Origin of the sequence: Allobosea sp. (assembly GCF_035944895.1) — a bacterium.
GTDB lineage: Bacteria > Pseudomonadota > Alphaproteobacteria > Rhizobiales > Beijerinckiaceae > Allobosea.
Genome location: NZ_DASZAT010000005.1, coordinates 783,030 through 797,748, shown reverse-complemented (window position 1 = coordinate 797,748; position 14,719 = coordinate 783,030). Strand labels below are relative to the sequence as shown.

The 14,719-nt window shown below is 65.7% G+C and carries 13 protein-coding genes; 8 read left to right on the top strand and 5 right to left on the bottom strand.

From position 1 onward, the window contains the following. Nucleotides 1-1,176, top strand: coding sequence for a hypothetical protein (locus tag VGV58_RS06080; protein ID WP_326873076.1), 1,176 nt, complete (start codon nucleotides 1-3; stop codon nucleotides 1,174-1,176). Between the two features lie 60 nt (nucleotides 1,177-1,236). Here the strand turns inward: VGV58_RS06080 and VGV58_RS06075 are convergent, their stop codons facing one another. Both VGV58_RS06075 and VGV58_RS06070 read right to left on the bottom strand, forming a co-directional pair. Beyond that, nucleotides 1,237-2,250, bottom strand: coding sequence for a TRAP transporter substrate-binding protein (locus VGV58_RS06075; RefSeq protein ID WP_326873075.1), 1,014 nt, complete (start codon nucleotides 2,248-2,250; stop codon nucleotides 1,237-1,239). Between the two features lie 145 nt (nucleotides 2,251-2,395). Then, entirely contained in the window at nucleotides 2,396-4,294 is a 1,899-nt protein-coding gene (locus VGV58_RS06070) for a TRAP transporter large permease subunit (protein ID WP_326873074.1), read from the bottom strand. Between the two features lie 174 nt (nucleotides 4,295-4,468). Between VGV58_RS06070 and VGV58_RS06065 the strand changes: the two genes are divergently transcribed. From VGV58_RS06065 to VGV58_RS06035, 7 genes are all read left to right on the top strand, one after another. After that, entirely contained in the window at nucleotides 4,469-5,320 is an 852-nt protein-coding gene (locus VGV58_RS06065; RefSeq protein ID WP_326873073.1) for an IclR family transcriptional regulator, read from the top strand. Beyond that, on the top strand, nucleotides 5,317-6,954 hold the full coding sequence (locus tag VGV58_RS06060; protein ID WP_326873072.1) for an acyl-CoA synthetase: 1,638 nt from the start codon (nucleotides 5,317-5,319) through the stop codon (nucleotides 6,952-6,954). Before VGV58_RS06065 ends, VGV58_RS06060 begins: the two co-directional genes overlap by 4 nt. After that, nucleotides 6,951-7,808 carry a PCC domain-containing protein gene (locus VGV58_RS06055; RefSeq protein WP_326873071.1) on the top strand — a complete coding sequence of 286 codons (858 nt, stop codon included), beginning with the start codon at nucleotides 6,951-6,953 and terminating at the stop codon, nucleotides 7,806-7,808. The genes VGV58_RS06060 and VGV58_RS06055 overlap by 4 nt, the downstream gene beginning before the upstream one ends. Nucleotides 7,809-8,366: 558 nt before the next feature. Next, nucleotides 8,367-8,684 (top strand): hypothetical protein, encoded by a 318-nt coding sequence (locus VGV58_RS06050; protein ID WP_326873070.1) that lies wholly within the window; start codon nucleotides 8,367-8,369, stop codon nucleotides 8,682-8,684. Between the two features lie 156 nt (nucleotides 8,685-8,840). Then, complete coding sequence (locus tag VGV58_RS06045; RefSeq protein WP_326873069.1) at nucleotides 8,841-9,893, top strand: hypothetical protein; 1,053 nt, start codon at nucleotides 8,841-8,843, stop codon at nucleotides 9,891-9,893. Between the two features lie 62 nt (nucleotides 9,894-9,955). Next, on the top strand, nucleotides 9,956-10,603 hold the full coding sequence (locus VGV58_RS06040; RefSeq protein ID WP_326873068.1) for a C39 family peptidase: 648 nt from the start codon (nucleotides 9,956-9,958) through the stop codon (nucleotides 10,601-10,603). Between the two features lie 8 nt (nucleotides 10,604-10,611). Further along, the gene (locus VGV58_RS06035; RefSeq protein WP_326873067.1) at nucleotides 10,612-11,187 is read left to right on the top strand and encodes a hypothetical protein; all 576 of its coding nucleotides are present in this window, start codon (nucleotides 10,612-10,614) and stop codon (nucleotides 11,185-11,187) included. A 69-nt stretch (nucleotides 11,188-11,256) separates the two neighbouring features. On the opposite strand, the gene VGV58_RS06030 is transcribed toward VGV58_RS06035, so the two are convergent. From VGV58_RS06030 to VGV58_RS06020, 3 genes are read right to left on the bottom strand one after another with little or no spacing between them, the layout of a single operon-like run. Further along, entirely contained in the window at nucleotides 11,257-11,619 is a 363-nt protein-coding gene (locus VGV58_RS06030) for a RidA family protein (protein ID WP_414643913.1), read from the bottom strand. 2 nt (nucleotides 11,620-11,621) lie between these two features. Continuing rightward, nucleotides 11,622-13,958: a molybdopterin-dependent oxidoreductase gene (locus VGV58_RS06025; protein WP_326873065.1), complete on the bottom strand. Its 2,337-nt coding sequence runs from the start codon at nucleotides 13,956-13,958 to the stop codon at nucleotides 11,622-11,624. A gap of 16 nt (nucleotides 13,959-13,974) precedes the next feature. Further along, entirely contained in the window at nucleotides 13,975-14,703 is a 729-nt protein-coding gene (locus tag VGV58_RS06020; protein WP_326873064.1) for a GntR family transcriptional regulator, read from the bottom strand. Nucleotides 14,704-14,719 lie beyond the last annotated feature (16 nt).

Below are 14,719 nucleotides of genomic sequence, written 5' to 3'. Positions count from 1 at the left end.
ATGCGTCGTACCAGGTCAGTCTTCGTGCTCTTTTGCGCCTTGGCCGGCGCTTTTCCAGCCGCCGCGGGAGACGAAGCGACGGAGCCCCTGGCCTCGACAGCGGTGATCGGCCTGCGCGGCGGCTTCGACTCCAGCCCCACCAACAGCAAAGGTGAAAAGGGCAGCCCGACGCTGACCGGCTTTGCGAGCTGGAACTATCTGCGCGGCACGGCGCAGGACGGCTACGGGCTCGACCTCCTCCTGATCGACACCCAGTACGATCCGCGCCAGCTCGCTGCCAGCCGATCGCATGCGCTGACGTTGAAGCACGCCACCGGGATCGGCGAGAACCTCTCCCTGCAATCCTCGCTGGGGATCGAGAACGAGCAGACATGGTCGCGCCGTCGCAATGCGCTGACCTGGCGTGAGCGGCTCAATCTCAGCCTTGGTTCATTTCGACTCTTCGCCAATGCCGAGGCCCGGCTTGCCGCGCTGAACGAGCGCAACGTCTTCGTCGATGGGGATTTCCTGCCGCAGGACGAGAACCTCGCCACGCTCGGCATCACGCCCGGCATCGCCTGGCGTCAGGGCGAGACCGAGATCGGCGTCTCCTTCACGGCGTCGAGGACCCGCTTCACCAACGGCATCGATTATCTCGGCATGCGCCGCGACAATTACCGGCTGCAACCCAATCTGTTCGTCTCGACAACACTCAAGGGAGCGACGTTCGAGGCTTCGCTCTCGCCGCTGCAGGTCATCTTCCCGGACAAGGAGTTCGAGAACGAGAAGACGCTGCTCTACACGGCGAAGCTGCGCGTTCCCTATGAGTGGCTGACGCTCGATCTGTCGTCGGGCCGCACCGTCGAGGACACCACCCTGCCCTTCGCCGTGGTCAATCTCGTGACCCAGCATGAGGGCAAGCTGACTGCACGCTTCAACGATACCAACGCCCTCTCGCTTACTGTCCGGCAGAAGCTGGAAGACTATCTCGGGCTCGACGCCACGACGCGGACCTCGAGCATCGGCCTCGACTATGCGCGCGGCCTCGGCAACGGCATGACGGCGATCGCCTCGGCCGCCTGGCGCAAGACCAAGGACACCGGGCTGGAGGCTGTGCCGGCCTTCGTTGTCCAGCTCGGCCTGCAGAAGCAGCTCGACTTCAGCGAGCCGGGCAAGGCCGCGAAGAAGGGCGGGTGAAACGCGTTGCGGCGCGCCCTGGAGGGCGCGCCGCAACGGCTATCGGAACCGAGACTGCGTTCAGGCCAGCTTGCCGCCGACCGCCTTTTCCAGGATCGCCCAGGCCTCGTCGCCGTACTTGCCCTTCCACTCGCCGTAGAAGCCGGCCTTCTGCAGCGCGGCGCGGAAGTCGTCGGCCTTGGTCTGGTTGATCGTCATGCCCTTCGAGGTCAATTCGGCCTGCAGGCCGGCATTGAGCTTGGCGACGTCGGCGCGCTCGAGCAAAGCGGCGGCGTCGATGTTCTTGGCGACGATCGTGCGCAGGTCCTGCGGCAGGCGCTCCCAGGCGCGGCGATTGGCCAGGAACCAGAAGCCGTCCCACATGTGGTTGGTCAGCGAGAGGTACTTCTGCACCTCGAACAGCTTCGCCGTCGCGATGATCGCGAGCGGATTCTCCTGGCCATCGACGATCTTGGTCTGCAAGGCAGTGTAGACCTCGGCGAAGTTGATGCTGGCCGGGGCGGAGTCGAAGGCCTTGAACATCGAGGTCCAGAGCGGCGAGACCGGCACGCGGATCTTGAAGCCCTTGAGGTCGGCGGGGCTGGCGATCGGGCCCTTTGACGAGGTCATCTGGCGGAAGCCGTTGTCCCAGATCTTGTCGAGGACATGCAGGTTCGCCTTGGCGATCTGGCCACGGACATAAGCACCGAGCTCGCCATCCATCGCCTTCCAGACGGAATCGTAGTCCGGGAAGGCGAAGCCGATGCCGCTGACCGAAGCATTCGGCACCAAGGTCGACAGGATCAGCGGCGACAGCGTGAAGAACTCGACGCCGCCGGAGCGGACCTGGTTCAGCATGTCGGTGTCGGAGCCGAGCTGGTTGTTCGGGAAGATCTGGATAACGACCTTGCCGTTGGTCTCGGCCTTGATCTTCTCCATCGCCTCGGCGGCGCGCACGTTCATCGGATGCGCCAGCGGCAGGTTGTTGGCGTATTTATAGGTGAATTCCGGCGTCTGGGCCCGGGCGATCGAGAAGGTCCCGATGGTGGCGGCGGCGGTGGCGCCCTGCAGGATCGTGCGGCGTGAGATCGACATGGTCTTTCCTCCCTGAAGGTTCTTCATTGGTCAGCGCGCCCTCGTTCGGACCCGCCAAGGCGTTTTGCTCATGCTGGCGCGGGTTTTCGCCGTCCGGCAATCGACGGACGCGACGGGCGGCCATGATAGGGCGGCATGGCGTGCGTCACAGGAACATCGTCGAGAAGGACGGAACATAGGCGATGATGGCGAGGCCGGCGAGCAGCGCGAGCAGATAGGGCCAGATCGCGCCCATCGCCTCGTCCGGTTCGACATTGCCGATCTTGCAGGCGATGTAGAAGCCGATGCCCACCGGCGGCGTCATCAGGCCGATATTCATCGCGGTGACCACCACCATCGAATAGTGGATGTCGTTGATCCCCAGGCTCTTGGCGACCGGGAACATCAAGGGTGCCATCAGGACGATCGCCGGCAGGCCCTCGAGCACGCAGCCGAGGATCATGAAGACCACGATCGTCACCGCCATGAAGCTGATCCAGCCGCCGGGCAGATGCGACATCGCGGTCGCGAGATCACGGGCAAAGCCCGTCTGGGTCAGCGCCCAGGCCATGGCCGAGGCGGTGCCGAGGATCATCAGGATCGCGCCCGAGAGCGCCGCGGTCTCGACCAGCATGCCGTAGAAGGTGCGCCAGCTGATCCCGCCATAGAGAACGATGCCGACGATCAGCGCGTAGAGCACGGCGATGGTCGAGACCTCGGTCGCGGTGGCGACGCCGCCGCCGACGGCGCTGCGGATCAGGAAGGGCAGGACGAGCGCCGGCGCCGCGATCAGCGCCGTCTTCCAGATCACCGTGAAGGGCGCGCGGCGCACGCCCTTCAGCATCTCGCCGCGGGCCTTCCAGCGCGCCAGGATGGCGAGCACGAGCAAGAGCACCGTCGCGACGACGAGGCCGTTGGTGAAGAGCCCGGCGATCGAGACGCCGGCGACCGAGCCGAGCACGATCAGCACGATTGAGGGCGGCACGGTCTCGGCCATGGCGGCGCCGGTCGAGAGCAGCGCGATCAGCTCCTTGGGCTGGTAGCCGCGGCGCTTCATCTCCGGGAACAGCGCCGGCGCCACCGTCGCCATGTCGGAGACCTTGGAGCCGGAGATGCCGGAAACCAGGAAGAGCGAGCCGAGCAGCACATAGGACATGCCGGCGCGGACATGGCCCAGCAGCGAAGCCAGGAAGTCGACGATCGCCTTGCCCATGCCGGTGGCGTCGAGCACGCAGCCGAGCAGCACGAAGATCGGCACCGAGAGCAGGATCAGGCTCGACATGCCCTCGTCCATGCGCCCGATCATCACGAAGATCGGCACGCTGGTGCTGAAGGACAGGAAGCAGAGCGCCCCCAGCCCGAAGCAGAAGGCGATCGGCACGCCGGCGACGAGGCAGAGCCCGACGACGCCGAGCAGGAAGATGGCGATGTTGACGTAGCCCAGCGTCTTGAACACCGGGGTCAGCAGGAAGAAGGCAGCCGCGACGGCACCGATCACCACCGCCGAAATCAAGAGGTCGCGCAACGTGCAGGTGCGCACCGCATAGGTCAGCACCAGCGCCAGCATGGCGATGATGCCGAAGGCGATCGCCGAGACGCGATAGCTCGAGGGAATATTGAGCGCCGCCGAGGTGACGTAGGATTCCTCGATGACATAGTCGATCGCCGGCCAGGTCATCACCGCGAGGAATGTCGCGACCGCCAGCAGGCCGAAGGCGTGGACGAGGCCGCGCAGGCGCTCCGGCAGCATGCCGACGAACAGCGTCAGGCGCAGGTGCTCGTTGCGGTCGATCGCGATGGCGGCGCCGAGCATGGCGAGCCAGAGGAAGCAGATCGAGGCGGCCTCGTCGATCCAGACCACCGGGATAGAGAGCACATAGCGCGAGGTCACGCCGGCAAGCAGAAGTGTGACGATGGCGACGAGCAGGCACGCGGCGATGACTTCGAGCGGACGCACCAGCGCCGAGCCGACACGCTTCGGGGTATGGTCGAGACTCTCCAGGACCGCGGCGACACCGTCGCTGGCATGCGCGCCGGCGGCTGCGCTCGTGCTTGTTTCGGCCATAAGGCCGCTCCTCCCATCCACCCGCCAATCCAGCGGGTCCATATTATGGCGAATTTGATCGCTCGTTCCGGCTGGAACATACACGTATCGACCGCTGTTGCAATCAGAACCACTGCCATTTACACCTCTAAGCAGAAGAGAGGTCCGCATCATGGACCCGTTACGGCAGAGGAAATGCAGCCCGAGGCCCTATCGACGCCCGATCTGTCAGGCTCGCAGAGCGTCGATCGCGCCTTGCGATTGCTGGCGCTCGTCGGCCGCGAAAGCGCGTCGGGCCTGCCGCTCAGCGAGATCGTCGAGGAGAGCGGACTGAACAAGCCGACGGTCCGGCGCCTGCTGCTGGCGCTGATGCGGGCGGGGCTGGTCGAGCAGGAGGCCCGGACGCGGCGCTACCATCTCGGCGAGGAGGCTTTCGTGCTCGGCCTGCTCTCGGGCCAGCGCCACGGCCTGCTCGATCTCGCCATGGAGAGCCTGCACGCGCTGTCCGACACGACGCAGGACACCAGCTTCTTCTCGATCCAGCGCGACCGCTTCGCCATCTGCCTGCATCGCGAGGAAGGCACCTGGCCGGTGCGCACCCACGCCCTCCAGGCCGGCGACCAGCACCCGCTCGGGGTCGGCGCCGGCTCGCTCGCCATGCTGGCGCTGATGCCCGACATCGAATCCACCGCGATGATCGAGGCCAACCGCGCCGTCCTCGCCACCCGCTACCCGGCCTATTCGCCGGCCCAGCTCATCACCGATATCGCGCTCGCCAGAGGACAGGGTTTCGCCCTCAATCCCGGCCGCATCGTCACCAACTCCTGGGGCATCGGCGTCGGCGTGCGTTATCCGGACGGACGTATCGCCGGAGCGCTCAGCATCGCCGCGATCGATTCACGCATGCAGCCGCAGCGGCAGGAAGAACTCGCCGCCCTGCTGCGCCACGAGGCGCGGCAAGTCGAGACGCGGATCGCCAGCATGCTCGACCGGCGGCAAGTCAAGCCGGCGCAAGACGAGATCAGGACAGCGGAGAGGACGCCATGACGAGCGCTGCGGACACCGGCCCGGCCGGTGGGCAAAAGCCTGTGACGACACGGGTGATGAACCTGGCGCATTTCCTGACGCGCAATGCGCGCCGCTTCGCAAATCGCCCCGGGCTGATCTGGGGCGAGCGGCAATGGAGCTGGAGCGAGCTCGATGCGGCCACCCACGCGCTCTGCGCGGCGCTGGCCGCGCGCGGCATCGGCAAGGGCGACCGCATCCTCGTCCACTCGAAGAATTGCGACGAGATGTTCGTCTCGATGTTCGCGGCCTTCCGGCTCGGCGCCGTCTGGGTTCCCACCAATTTCCGGCTGATGCCGGACGAGGTCGCTTGGCTCGCGACCTCCTCCGGCGCCAAGGGCTTCCTCTGCCATGGCGACTTCCCCGACCATGCTGCGGCCGTCGCCAGGGAAAGCAAGACGCTCGCGTTCACCTGGCGGATCGGCGCGGGCAGCTTCGGCGAGACGACGCTGACCGAGGCGATCGCAGCGCATCAGGGCAGCCGCGTGCCGGACGCCATCGTCGACCGCGACGACCCCTGCTGGTTCTTCTTCACTTCCGGCACGACCGGCCGTTCCAAGGCAGCGGTGCTGACCCATGGCCAGATGGGCTTCGTCATCACCAACCATCTCGCCGACCTCGTGCCGGGCTCGACGGAGCAGGACGCCTCGCTCGTGGTCGCCCCGCTCTCGCATGGCGCCGGCGTGCATCAGCTCGTGCTCTCGGCCCGCGGCGCGCCCTCGATCCTGCTGCCGACCGAGCGCTTCGACATCGACGAGGCCTTCCGGCTAATCGAAAAGCACCGCGTCACCAACATCTTCACCGTGCCGACCATCCTGAAGATGCTGGTCGAGCATCCGGCCGTCGACCAGCACGATCATTCCAGCCTGCGCCACGTCATCTATGCCGGCGCGCCGATGTATCGCGAGGACCAGAAGACGGCGCTGAAGAAGCTCGGCAAGGTGCTTGTCCAGTATTTCGGCCTCGGCGAGGTCACCGGCAACATCACGGTATTGCCGACCTATCTGCACGTGGAGGAAGACGGCCCGGCCGCGCGCATCGGCAGCTGCGGCGTCGAGCGCACCGGCATCCAGGTGTCGATCCAGAACGATGAAGGCGCGGAGCTCAAGCCCTTCGAGACCGGCGAGATCTGCGTGATCGGCCCGGCCGTCTTCGCCGGCTATTACGAGAATCCCGAGGCCAATGCGAAATCCTTCCGCAATGGCTGGTTCCGCACCGGCGATCTCGGCCACATGGACGAGGAGGGCTTTACCTACATCACCGGTCGCGCCTCGGACATGTACATCTCCGGCGGCTCGAACATCTATCCGCGCGAGATCGAGGAGAAGATCCTGACCCATCCGGCGATCGCGGAAGCCGCCGTGCTCGGCGTGCCCGATGCGGTCTGGGGCGAGATCGGCGTCGCCGTCTGCGTCGCGCGCAGTCCCGTCGACGAGAACGAACTGGCGAGCTACCTCGCCGAGAAGATCCCGCGCTACAAGATGCCGAAGCGCTTCTTCTTCTTCGAGGAGCTGCCGAAATCCGGCTATGGCAAGGTGCCCAAGCGGCTCGTGCGCGACGAGCTGGAGAAGCGTGGCCTGCTCGACTTCGTCCGCGCGCCGGGAGCCCAGGCGTGAGGACGATCGAGCAGCCGGGACCGGCCGAACCCGAGCGCATCCAATGGGCCCTGGCCCGCGGCCGCAAGCTGACATTGAAGCTGAAGCCCGGCCTGCTGCTCGACGCGATCGCAGAGGCCTTCGCGGCGCAGGGCTTTTCCAGCGGCGTGCTGCGCCTGCCGGCCGGCCTCGCGCTCGCGCCCTTCGCCTATGTGATGCCAGCGCTCTCGGCGACGCCGGAGCATGCCGCCTTCTACAGCGAGACCTTCCGGCCGGATGGCGTGGCCCGAATCGAGACCGGCGCCTTGACCTTCGGCGCGCGTGACGGCGCCCCGTTCTTCCATGGCCATGCGCTCTGGCGCGAGGCTGACGGCCGGCACAATGGCGGCCATATCCTGCCGGACCAGAGTTTCCTGGCCGAGCCCGTCACCCTCGACGCAGTTGGGCTGGACGGCGCCGGCTTCGTCGCCGGCCATGATCCGGAGACCAATTTCAAGCTGTTCATGCCGGCGGCAAGGCCGGGCGGTGGCGCCGAAGCCGGCGGCCGCTTCTTCGTGCTGCGACTGCGGCCTAACCGCGACGTCTTCACCGCGCTGGAAGCGTTCTGCGTCGAGCGCGGTCTCGCCCAGGCGATCATCCATGGCGGCGTCGGCTCGACCATCGGCGCGCGCTTCGCCGACGGGCGCTCGATCGAGCCCTTCGCCACCGAGATCGCGATCACCGCCGGCCATGTCGCGCCCGATATCGGCGGCAAACCGGAAGCGGCGCTCGCGATCGCGCTCGTGGACTACACCGGCGGCATGACCCAAGGCGCGCTCGCGCGCGGCGACAATCCCGTGCTGATGACTCTGGAACTGGTGCTGGAGGCGCAATAGCCCGCCCCGCGCCGCTCGGGGAGACGCGCAGCAGACGCGACCTGCCGGACAGCCCACCGCCGCCAGAACCCGCTCAGAACTGAGAGGCTGCCAAGAACCTTTTCCCTGAGCAGCACAGCGGGCCGACCAACGCGACATTGAGCCGGAAGAGAGGCAAGGCGGCACGCCATTCGCCAGACCGCGCCGCTCGTCGCATGATTGCATGGCCCGATACACAACGTTTCAGCTCAAACCATGTTCAGCATCTTAAAATGAGAATATGCTGAGGCTTATAAATCCATGACCAAAGGGTATCTTTATCCAATTTAGTAATAAAAGATCGAATTGACCTTGATCTAACATCATATCGATGAAAGGAATTATTATTAGCTTAATTTTTAAATCATAAGACCTCGGTAAATTCAATTTTTGTATCGACTTATTTTTCAAAAATAACGAATAGCTCGCTGAAAACCTTCTCGCACCAGATTCATTGCTTGACGCCGCAACGTCAGCGGTGTAGCTATTCGTTGCAAGGTGGAACCATTCTCACCTATCGTGACAGCAAGGGGACCGTCCATGAAGAAGTTGTTGCTCGCCTCCGCCGCAGCGCTCGCATTCAGCGCCGCTCCAGCCGCTGCCGACACTGCCCAGATTTTCGGCAACGCCAGCGCCAAGGTGCTGACGCCTGACGCCAACAAGAAGGTTGTCGGCAAAGGCTATTACGCTGACTACTACGGCTACTACGGCTACTATTATTCGTACTATGCGAATTATTACGCATATTACGGATATATCTACTCGAATGCCGATTATTATTACAATGCTTACTACTATTCCTATTACGCAACTCAGTATCTCTATAACGCCTACTACTATCAGTACTACAACTCCTGATAACCCCACCGACAGGTCGGATCGCTTCGGCTGATCCGGCTTGTTGCAATCGGTTCCGGCCTGCCCGGTGGATAGGGATTAGGATTGTTGCGTAGAACATCAATCAGCATGACGCGCCTTGCGGCGCGTTCAGCCGGTGTTTCGCTGGCGGTTTTGATGACCGCCAGCGTTTCCGCCTTTGCTCAATCGAAGGAAGAGGCGCTTGAGCGCCGGATCCAGCAACTTGAGGCGCGCCTGAAGCTGCTCGAGGGCGAAGTCACCAAACGCGAGAAGGCCAAGCCGGCCTCATCGCGGGGCCGAGCCGGAGAACCGCAGCAAGCCGCCACGCCGGGCGATCAGACGGCCCAGACTCCGCAAGGTGGAGCGCAGCAGGCTTCGGCCCAGCAGAAGAGCACCGTCGCCCAGGAAGCATTCCTGGCGCGTGACAACATCCCGACCCTGCAGAGCAACAAGTTCGAGGTCTCGCAGAGCTTCGATTACGGCCGCGCCACCAGCTTCGTCCAGAACGATCGCAGCTTCCGCGCCACCACGACATTCCGTTACGGCATCAGCAACGACGTCGAACTCGCCTTGTCGATCCCGTATTTCGCCTCGCAGCGCCGAACCAACGCCTTCAACCAGACTATCGTCCGCAATCGCTCCGGGCTCGGCGATGTCTCGGTCCAGGCCTCCGCCAATCTCTGGCGCGAAGGCGAGTGGTATCCCGGCGCCGCGCTCAGCCTCGGCGTGTCGATCCCGACCGGCGATGCGCCCTACGACTTGGTGAACCTGCGGACGGGGAACATTCCAACCGACCCGCTGGCGCTCAACCAATCGAGCGGCCATTGGGTGCCGCGCGGTTCGGTCCAGTTCTTCAAGACGGTCGACCCGCTGATCCTGTTCTTCGGTGTTGGCGCCGACTATGCCATCCCGAAGACCTTCAACGGCACCAAGATCGAGCCCGGCTATCGCATCACCTACAATATGGGCTTCGGCTTTGCGGTTTCGGAGCGCACGACGCTGGGCTTGTCCTTCAACGGCGCCTTGTCCGAGCGGCTGAAGGTCGGCGGCGTACCGGTCGCCAATTCGGTCAACGAGCTGCTGACTGCGCGCTTCACGCTGATCCAGCGGCTCGGGCAGGATTTCTGGCTCGAACCGGCAGTGACGCTCGGCCTGACCGACGACGCCCCGGACGCCGCGTTCTCGCTGTCCTTGCGCAAGCGCTTCTGAGGCCGGCAGCCATGCCGCGCCCCGCCCTGACACGGCGTCGCTTCCTCGGTTGCGGAGGCGCCTTGTGCACCTCGCTCGCGGGAGGCCTTCCGGCGTGGGCCGAGGAGGCTCCGGCTCAAGAAAGCTCGGTACGCCGGCCGAAATCCTTCCTCGACCGCCGTTTCGACGGCGTCGTCGGCCAGACCGCCGACTTCACCTGCGGCGCCGCTTCGATCGCCACCATCCTGACCTATTACTGGAACCGACCGACCACCGAGATCGAGGCGCTCGAGATCATCCGCTCGCGCTACACCGCCGAGCAGTGGAAGAACCGCGAAGGCAACGGCGTCTCCTTCGACGATCTGATCTTCGCGGCGAAGAAGCTCGGCTTCCAGGCCGCCGGCGCGGAAATCGCGCTGGAAGACCTGCCGAAGTTGGCGGCGCCGGTGATCTTGCACCTCGACAAGGGCAAGTTCCAGCACTTCAGCGTGCTGCGCCGGGCAGTCTCCGAGGTCTATTACATGGCCGATTCGATCGTCGGCCAGACCGTGCTGACGCAGGCCGATCTTCGGTCACAATATACCGGCAAAGCATTGGCGATCGCGAAGCGGAAGGCCGACCTGCCGACGGGCACTGCTCTCTCGGCCGTCCGGGACGGCACATCCGTCTCGCGAATCGTCGGAGACGTCATGCTGAGAGGCTTCGAGCGTCTCCCCCCGGCCCTGCGATGAGGACAGTCATGACCGCAAGACACATCCATGCCCTGCCGGCCATGCTGGCGCTGTGCGGCACGTTCGCCTTCGCTCACGTCGCGACCGCCAATGAATGTCTCAAGGTCGCGCCCGGCTCCTACAGTGCCGATCGCAGCATCTCCGGCCCCGACGCGTCATTGCGGGTCAAAGTCTTCGTGTCCGGCGGCAAGCTACGCGAGGAAAGCTCGGGCCAGGCCGGCCCCGAGGTCAAGATCATGAGCGCTCCGGGCCGGGGCGTCGTACTGTTCAATCCGGAGACCAAGGTCGGCTCACGGCTTCCCGCTCCGCCCAATACCCGGCGCCGTGACATCAAGGTGAACTCCCAGGATCGTGGCGACGGCACCGTCCTCGTCACCATCACCGCGGACGTCAACGGCCAGCCGCAGCAGATCTCGCAGCTGACCTGCCGCAAGGACGGCGTGCTGATCGAAGCCCGGCACACCATCCCGGACGAGCAAGGCAATTCGAAGGGCACGCTGGTGATCCGCGACAGCAATGTCGTCGTCGGGCCACAACCGGCCTCGCTCTTCGCCGTGCCAGGCGGGGTCAAGTTCGTCCGGTGAGGAACGACGAGCGCTCGTCGCTGGCATGAGAGGTCGGCACCCGAAGGCCGGGTGCCGAATCCGCGCCCGTCACTGCGCCGCCGTCAGGATGATCTCGACCCTGATACCCGGATCGGCCATCTCGACCACGCCGCAGCAGCGCGCCGGGGCATGGTCCGGATCGATCCAGCGATCCCAGACCGCGTTCATCCCGGCATAATCGGCCATATCCTTGAGCCAGATCGTGGCGCTGAGCACCTTGCGGCGCTCGCTGCCGCCTTCGGCCAGGAGCTTGTCGATGCGGGCGAGCGCTTCCTGCGTCTGCTGGCCGATGTCGCCGCTGAAATCGTCGGCGACCTGGCCGGCGAAATGCAGCGTGCCGTTATGGACGACGACGCGGCTGCGGCGACCGTTGGAATCGATGCGGCGGATCTCGGTGGTCGACACGGCCATCCTCATTCTGGGCTCTTCACGCCTGCCGGCAGGATCGTCGGCGGTGCATGACTAGTGATCTCGGGCAGCGGCCCGCGATAGGCTTCGATCTCGACGAGGCAGGAATGGGCGCTCGGCCCCTGCCCCAGGCGCGAAGTGCCGCGATCGGGCGTCAGCACGTTCGGATTGCCATGCTTGTCGAGCGTGCCGGGGCGGCCGGGCTCGAACGGGTCGAACCAGGCGCCAGTCGAGAGCTGGACCACGCCAGGGCGCAGCGCATCCGACACGCGCAGGCCGGCGAGGCAGGCGCCGCGCTCGTTGAAGATCCTGACGATGTCGCCATCCTTCAGGCTGCGACACTCGGCGTCCTGCGGGTGCATGCGCACCGGCTCGCGCCCGGCGATCTTGCTGTCGTAGGCGTGGCTGCCATGGTCGTACTGGCTGTGCAGCTTGGTCACTGGCTGGTTGGAGATCAGATGCAGCGGGAAGCGCTCCGCTGCGGCCGCGCCCAGCCACTCCTGCGAGGGCAGCCAGACGGCGTGGCCGAGGCAATCCTCGTAGCCGAAGCTGGCGATCCGCTCGGAGAAGAGCTCGATCAGGCCGGACGGCGTCGCGAGGCGATGTGCCTGCGGGTCGGCGCGGAAATCGGCGAGCAGCGGCTTCACCACCTCCGGTTCGGGCAGGAGCGTCACACCCTGGCGCCAGAAGCTGTCGAAATCGGGGATGTCGAGATTGGCCGCGGCGACGCGCTGGCGGGCCAGCCCGTAGAGCTGGCGCAGCCAGCTCTCCTCGTCGCGCCCCTCGGTGAAGGCCTCCTCGACACCGAGCCGTGCGGCAAGGCCGGAGAAGATCGCATAGTCGTCGCGCGCCTCGCCGGCCGGCTCTACCGCCTTGTGCGAGGCCGCCAGCATCAGGTCGCGATTGGCGCAGACGATGTCGTTGCGCTCGAGCTGGGTGGTGACAGGCAGGACGATGTCGGCATGACGAGCGGTCGCTGTCCACCAGGGCTCGTGCACGATGATCGCCTGCGGCCGCTGCCAGGCCTGGACCAGACGGTTCAGGTCCTGATGGTGATGGAACGGATTGCCGCCGGCCCAGTAGACCAGCTTGATGTCGGGATAGCTCCGGCGCTCGCCGTTGAAGTCATAGGCGCCGCCGGGATCGAGCAGCATGTCGGCGATGCGCGCGACCGGGATGAAATCCGTGACGGGATTGTCGCCCTGCGACAGCGACGGCCAGGTGATCTCCTGCGCGGCGTTGCCGACGCCGTTGACCGAGCCGTAGCCGAAGCCGAAGCCGCCGCCGGGCAAACCGATCTGGCCGAGCATGGCAGCAAGGGTGATCGCCATCCAATAAGGCTGCTCGCCATGGTCGGCCCGCTGCAGCGACCAGGACATCATGATGAAGGTCCGCTTCGCCGCCATCCTGCGGGCAAGTGCGCGGATCTCGTCAGCCGGAATCTCCGAGAGCGCCGCTGCCCAGTCCGCGGTCTTGGGCGTGCCGTCGGCGGCGCCGGTCAGATAAGCCTCGACCCTCTCGAAGCCGGTGGTGCAGCGCGCCAGGAAATCGCGGTCGTGCAGGCCTTCGCTCAAGAGCGTGTGGCAGAGGCCGAGCATCAACGCGACGTCGGATTGCGGCCGCGGCGCCCACCATTGCGCCCCGGCTTCCAACGCGGTGTCGTCGCGGATCGGGCTGATCGAGACCAGCTCCGCGCCCTTGTCGCGGCAGGCCAGAATGCCCTCGCGCAACGCGTGGCGGCTGAGCCCGCCGGAGGAGACCTGTGCATTCTTCGGCGAGGCGCCGCCGAACATCAGGATCAGCTCGGCATGGCCGGCCAGCAGCCGCCAGGGCGTATGGCCGCTGGCGAGCCCCCTGCGATCGCCGATCACATGCGGCAGGATCGTGTCGGCGGCGGCGAAGGAGTAGTTCTGGACCGAGCGCGTATAGCCGCCGATCGTATTGAGGAAGCGGTGGATTTGGCTCTGTGCATGGTGGAAGCGCCCGGCGCTGGCCCAGCCATAGGAGCCGCCATAGATCGCGCCATTGCCATGGTCGCTGCGCACCCGGTCGAGCTCGCCTGAGACCAGCGCCAGCGCCTCGTCCCAGCTCACCTCGACGAAGGGCTCGCTGCCGCGCCCTTCTCCGCCGGCGGCATGGCCGCGTTCCAGGAAGGAGCGCCGCACTGCCGGCCGCAGGATGCGGGCCGGGGCGGTGCGCCCTTCCAGCATCGCGGAGGCGATCGGCGAGGGATCGGGGTCGGCCTCGAACGGGTCGAGCGCGACGGGGCGGCCTGCCTCCATCCTGACCCGGTAGGTGCCCCAATGTGTCGCCAGCGTCTGTCGTTCGGGCTGCGGCAGCATCTCGTCCTCCCGCGCCCTAGAGCTGCGCCTGGGCAGACGTGGCACCCGCCGTCGCCTGCTGGGCTTCGAGCAGGTCCAGCGCCCGCCAGGCGCTGGAGAAATGTTCGACCAGCAAACGCCCGAGCAGCACGCCGTCGCGCTTGTCGAGCGCTTCGATGATCGCCTCGTGCTGGTTGCTGACGAAGGTCCAGTCCTTCTGCTGCATGATCGCGAGATAGCGTACGCGGTGCAGGCGCAGATTGAGCTGGCCGTGAACCTCGATCAGCGAGGCGTTGCGCGAGGCTGCGATGATGCGCAGGTGGAAAGCCTGGTTGGCCCGGAAATAGGCAAGCTTGTCACGCCGCTCGAAGGCCCCGACCATCTCCTGCTGCCAGCGATGGACAGCATCGATGTCGTCCTGCTCCGCACGCTCGCAAGCCATCTGGCCGGCCAGGCCCTCCAGCGTCGAATAGACCCGCAGCAGGTCGCGCAGTTCCACCACGCCCGGATTGGCGACGGTCGCTCCACGGTTCGGGTGCAGGTCGACGAGCCGCTCGACCGCAAGGATCTTGAGGGCGTCGCGCAGGGGCGTGCGGGACACGGCGAGTTCGAGCGACAGAGGCTGCTCGCGGACCCGCTCGCCCGGCTTCAGCTCGTCATGGATGATCAGCTCGCGCAGATGGGCGGCGATCTGCTGGGGTAGCGGCTGGGCCGCGACCCGTCGCACTGAGGCTTCCAGCATCGGCATGCTGAACGGCACCGTCACGTTCCCGCCTCCATTC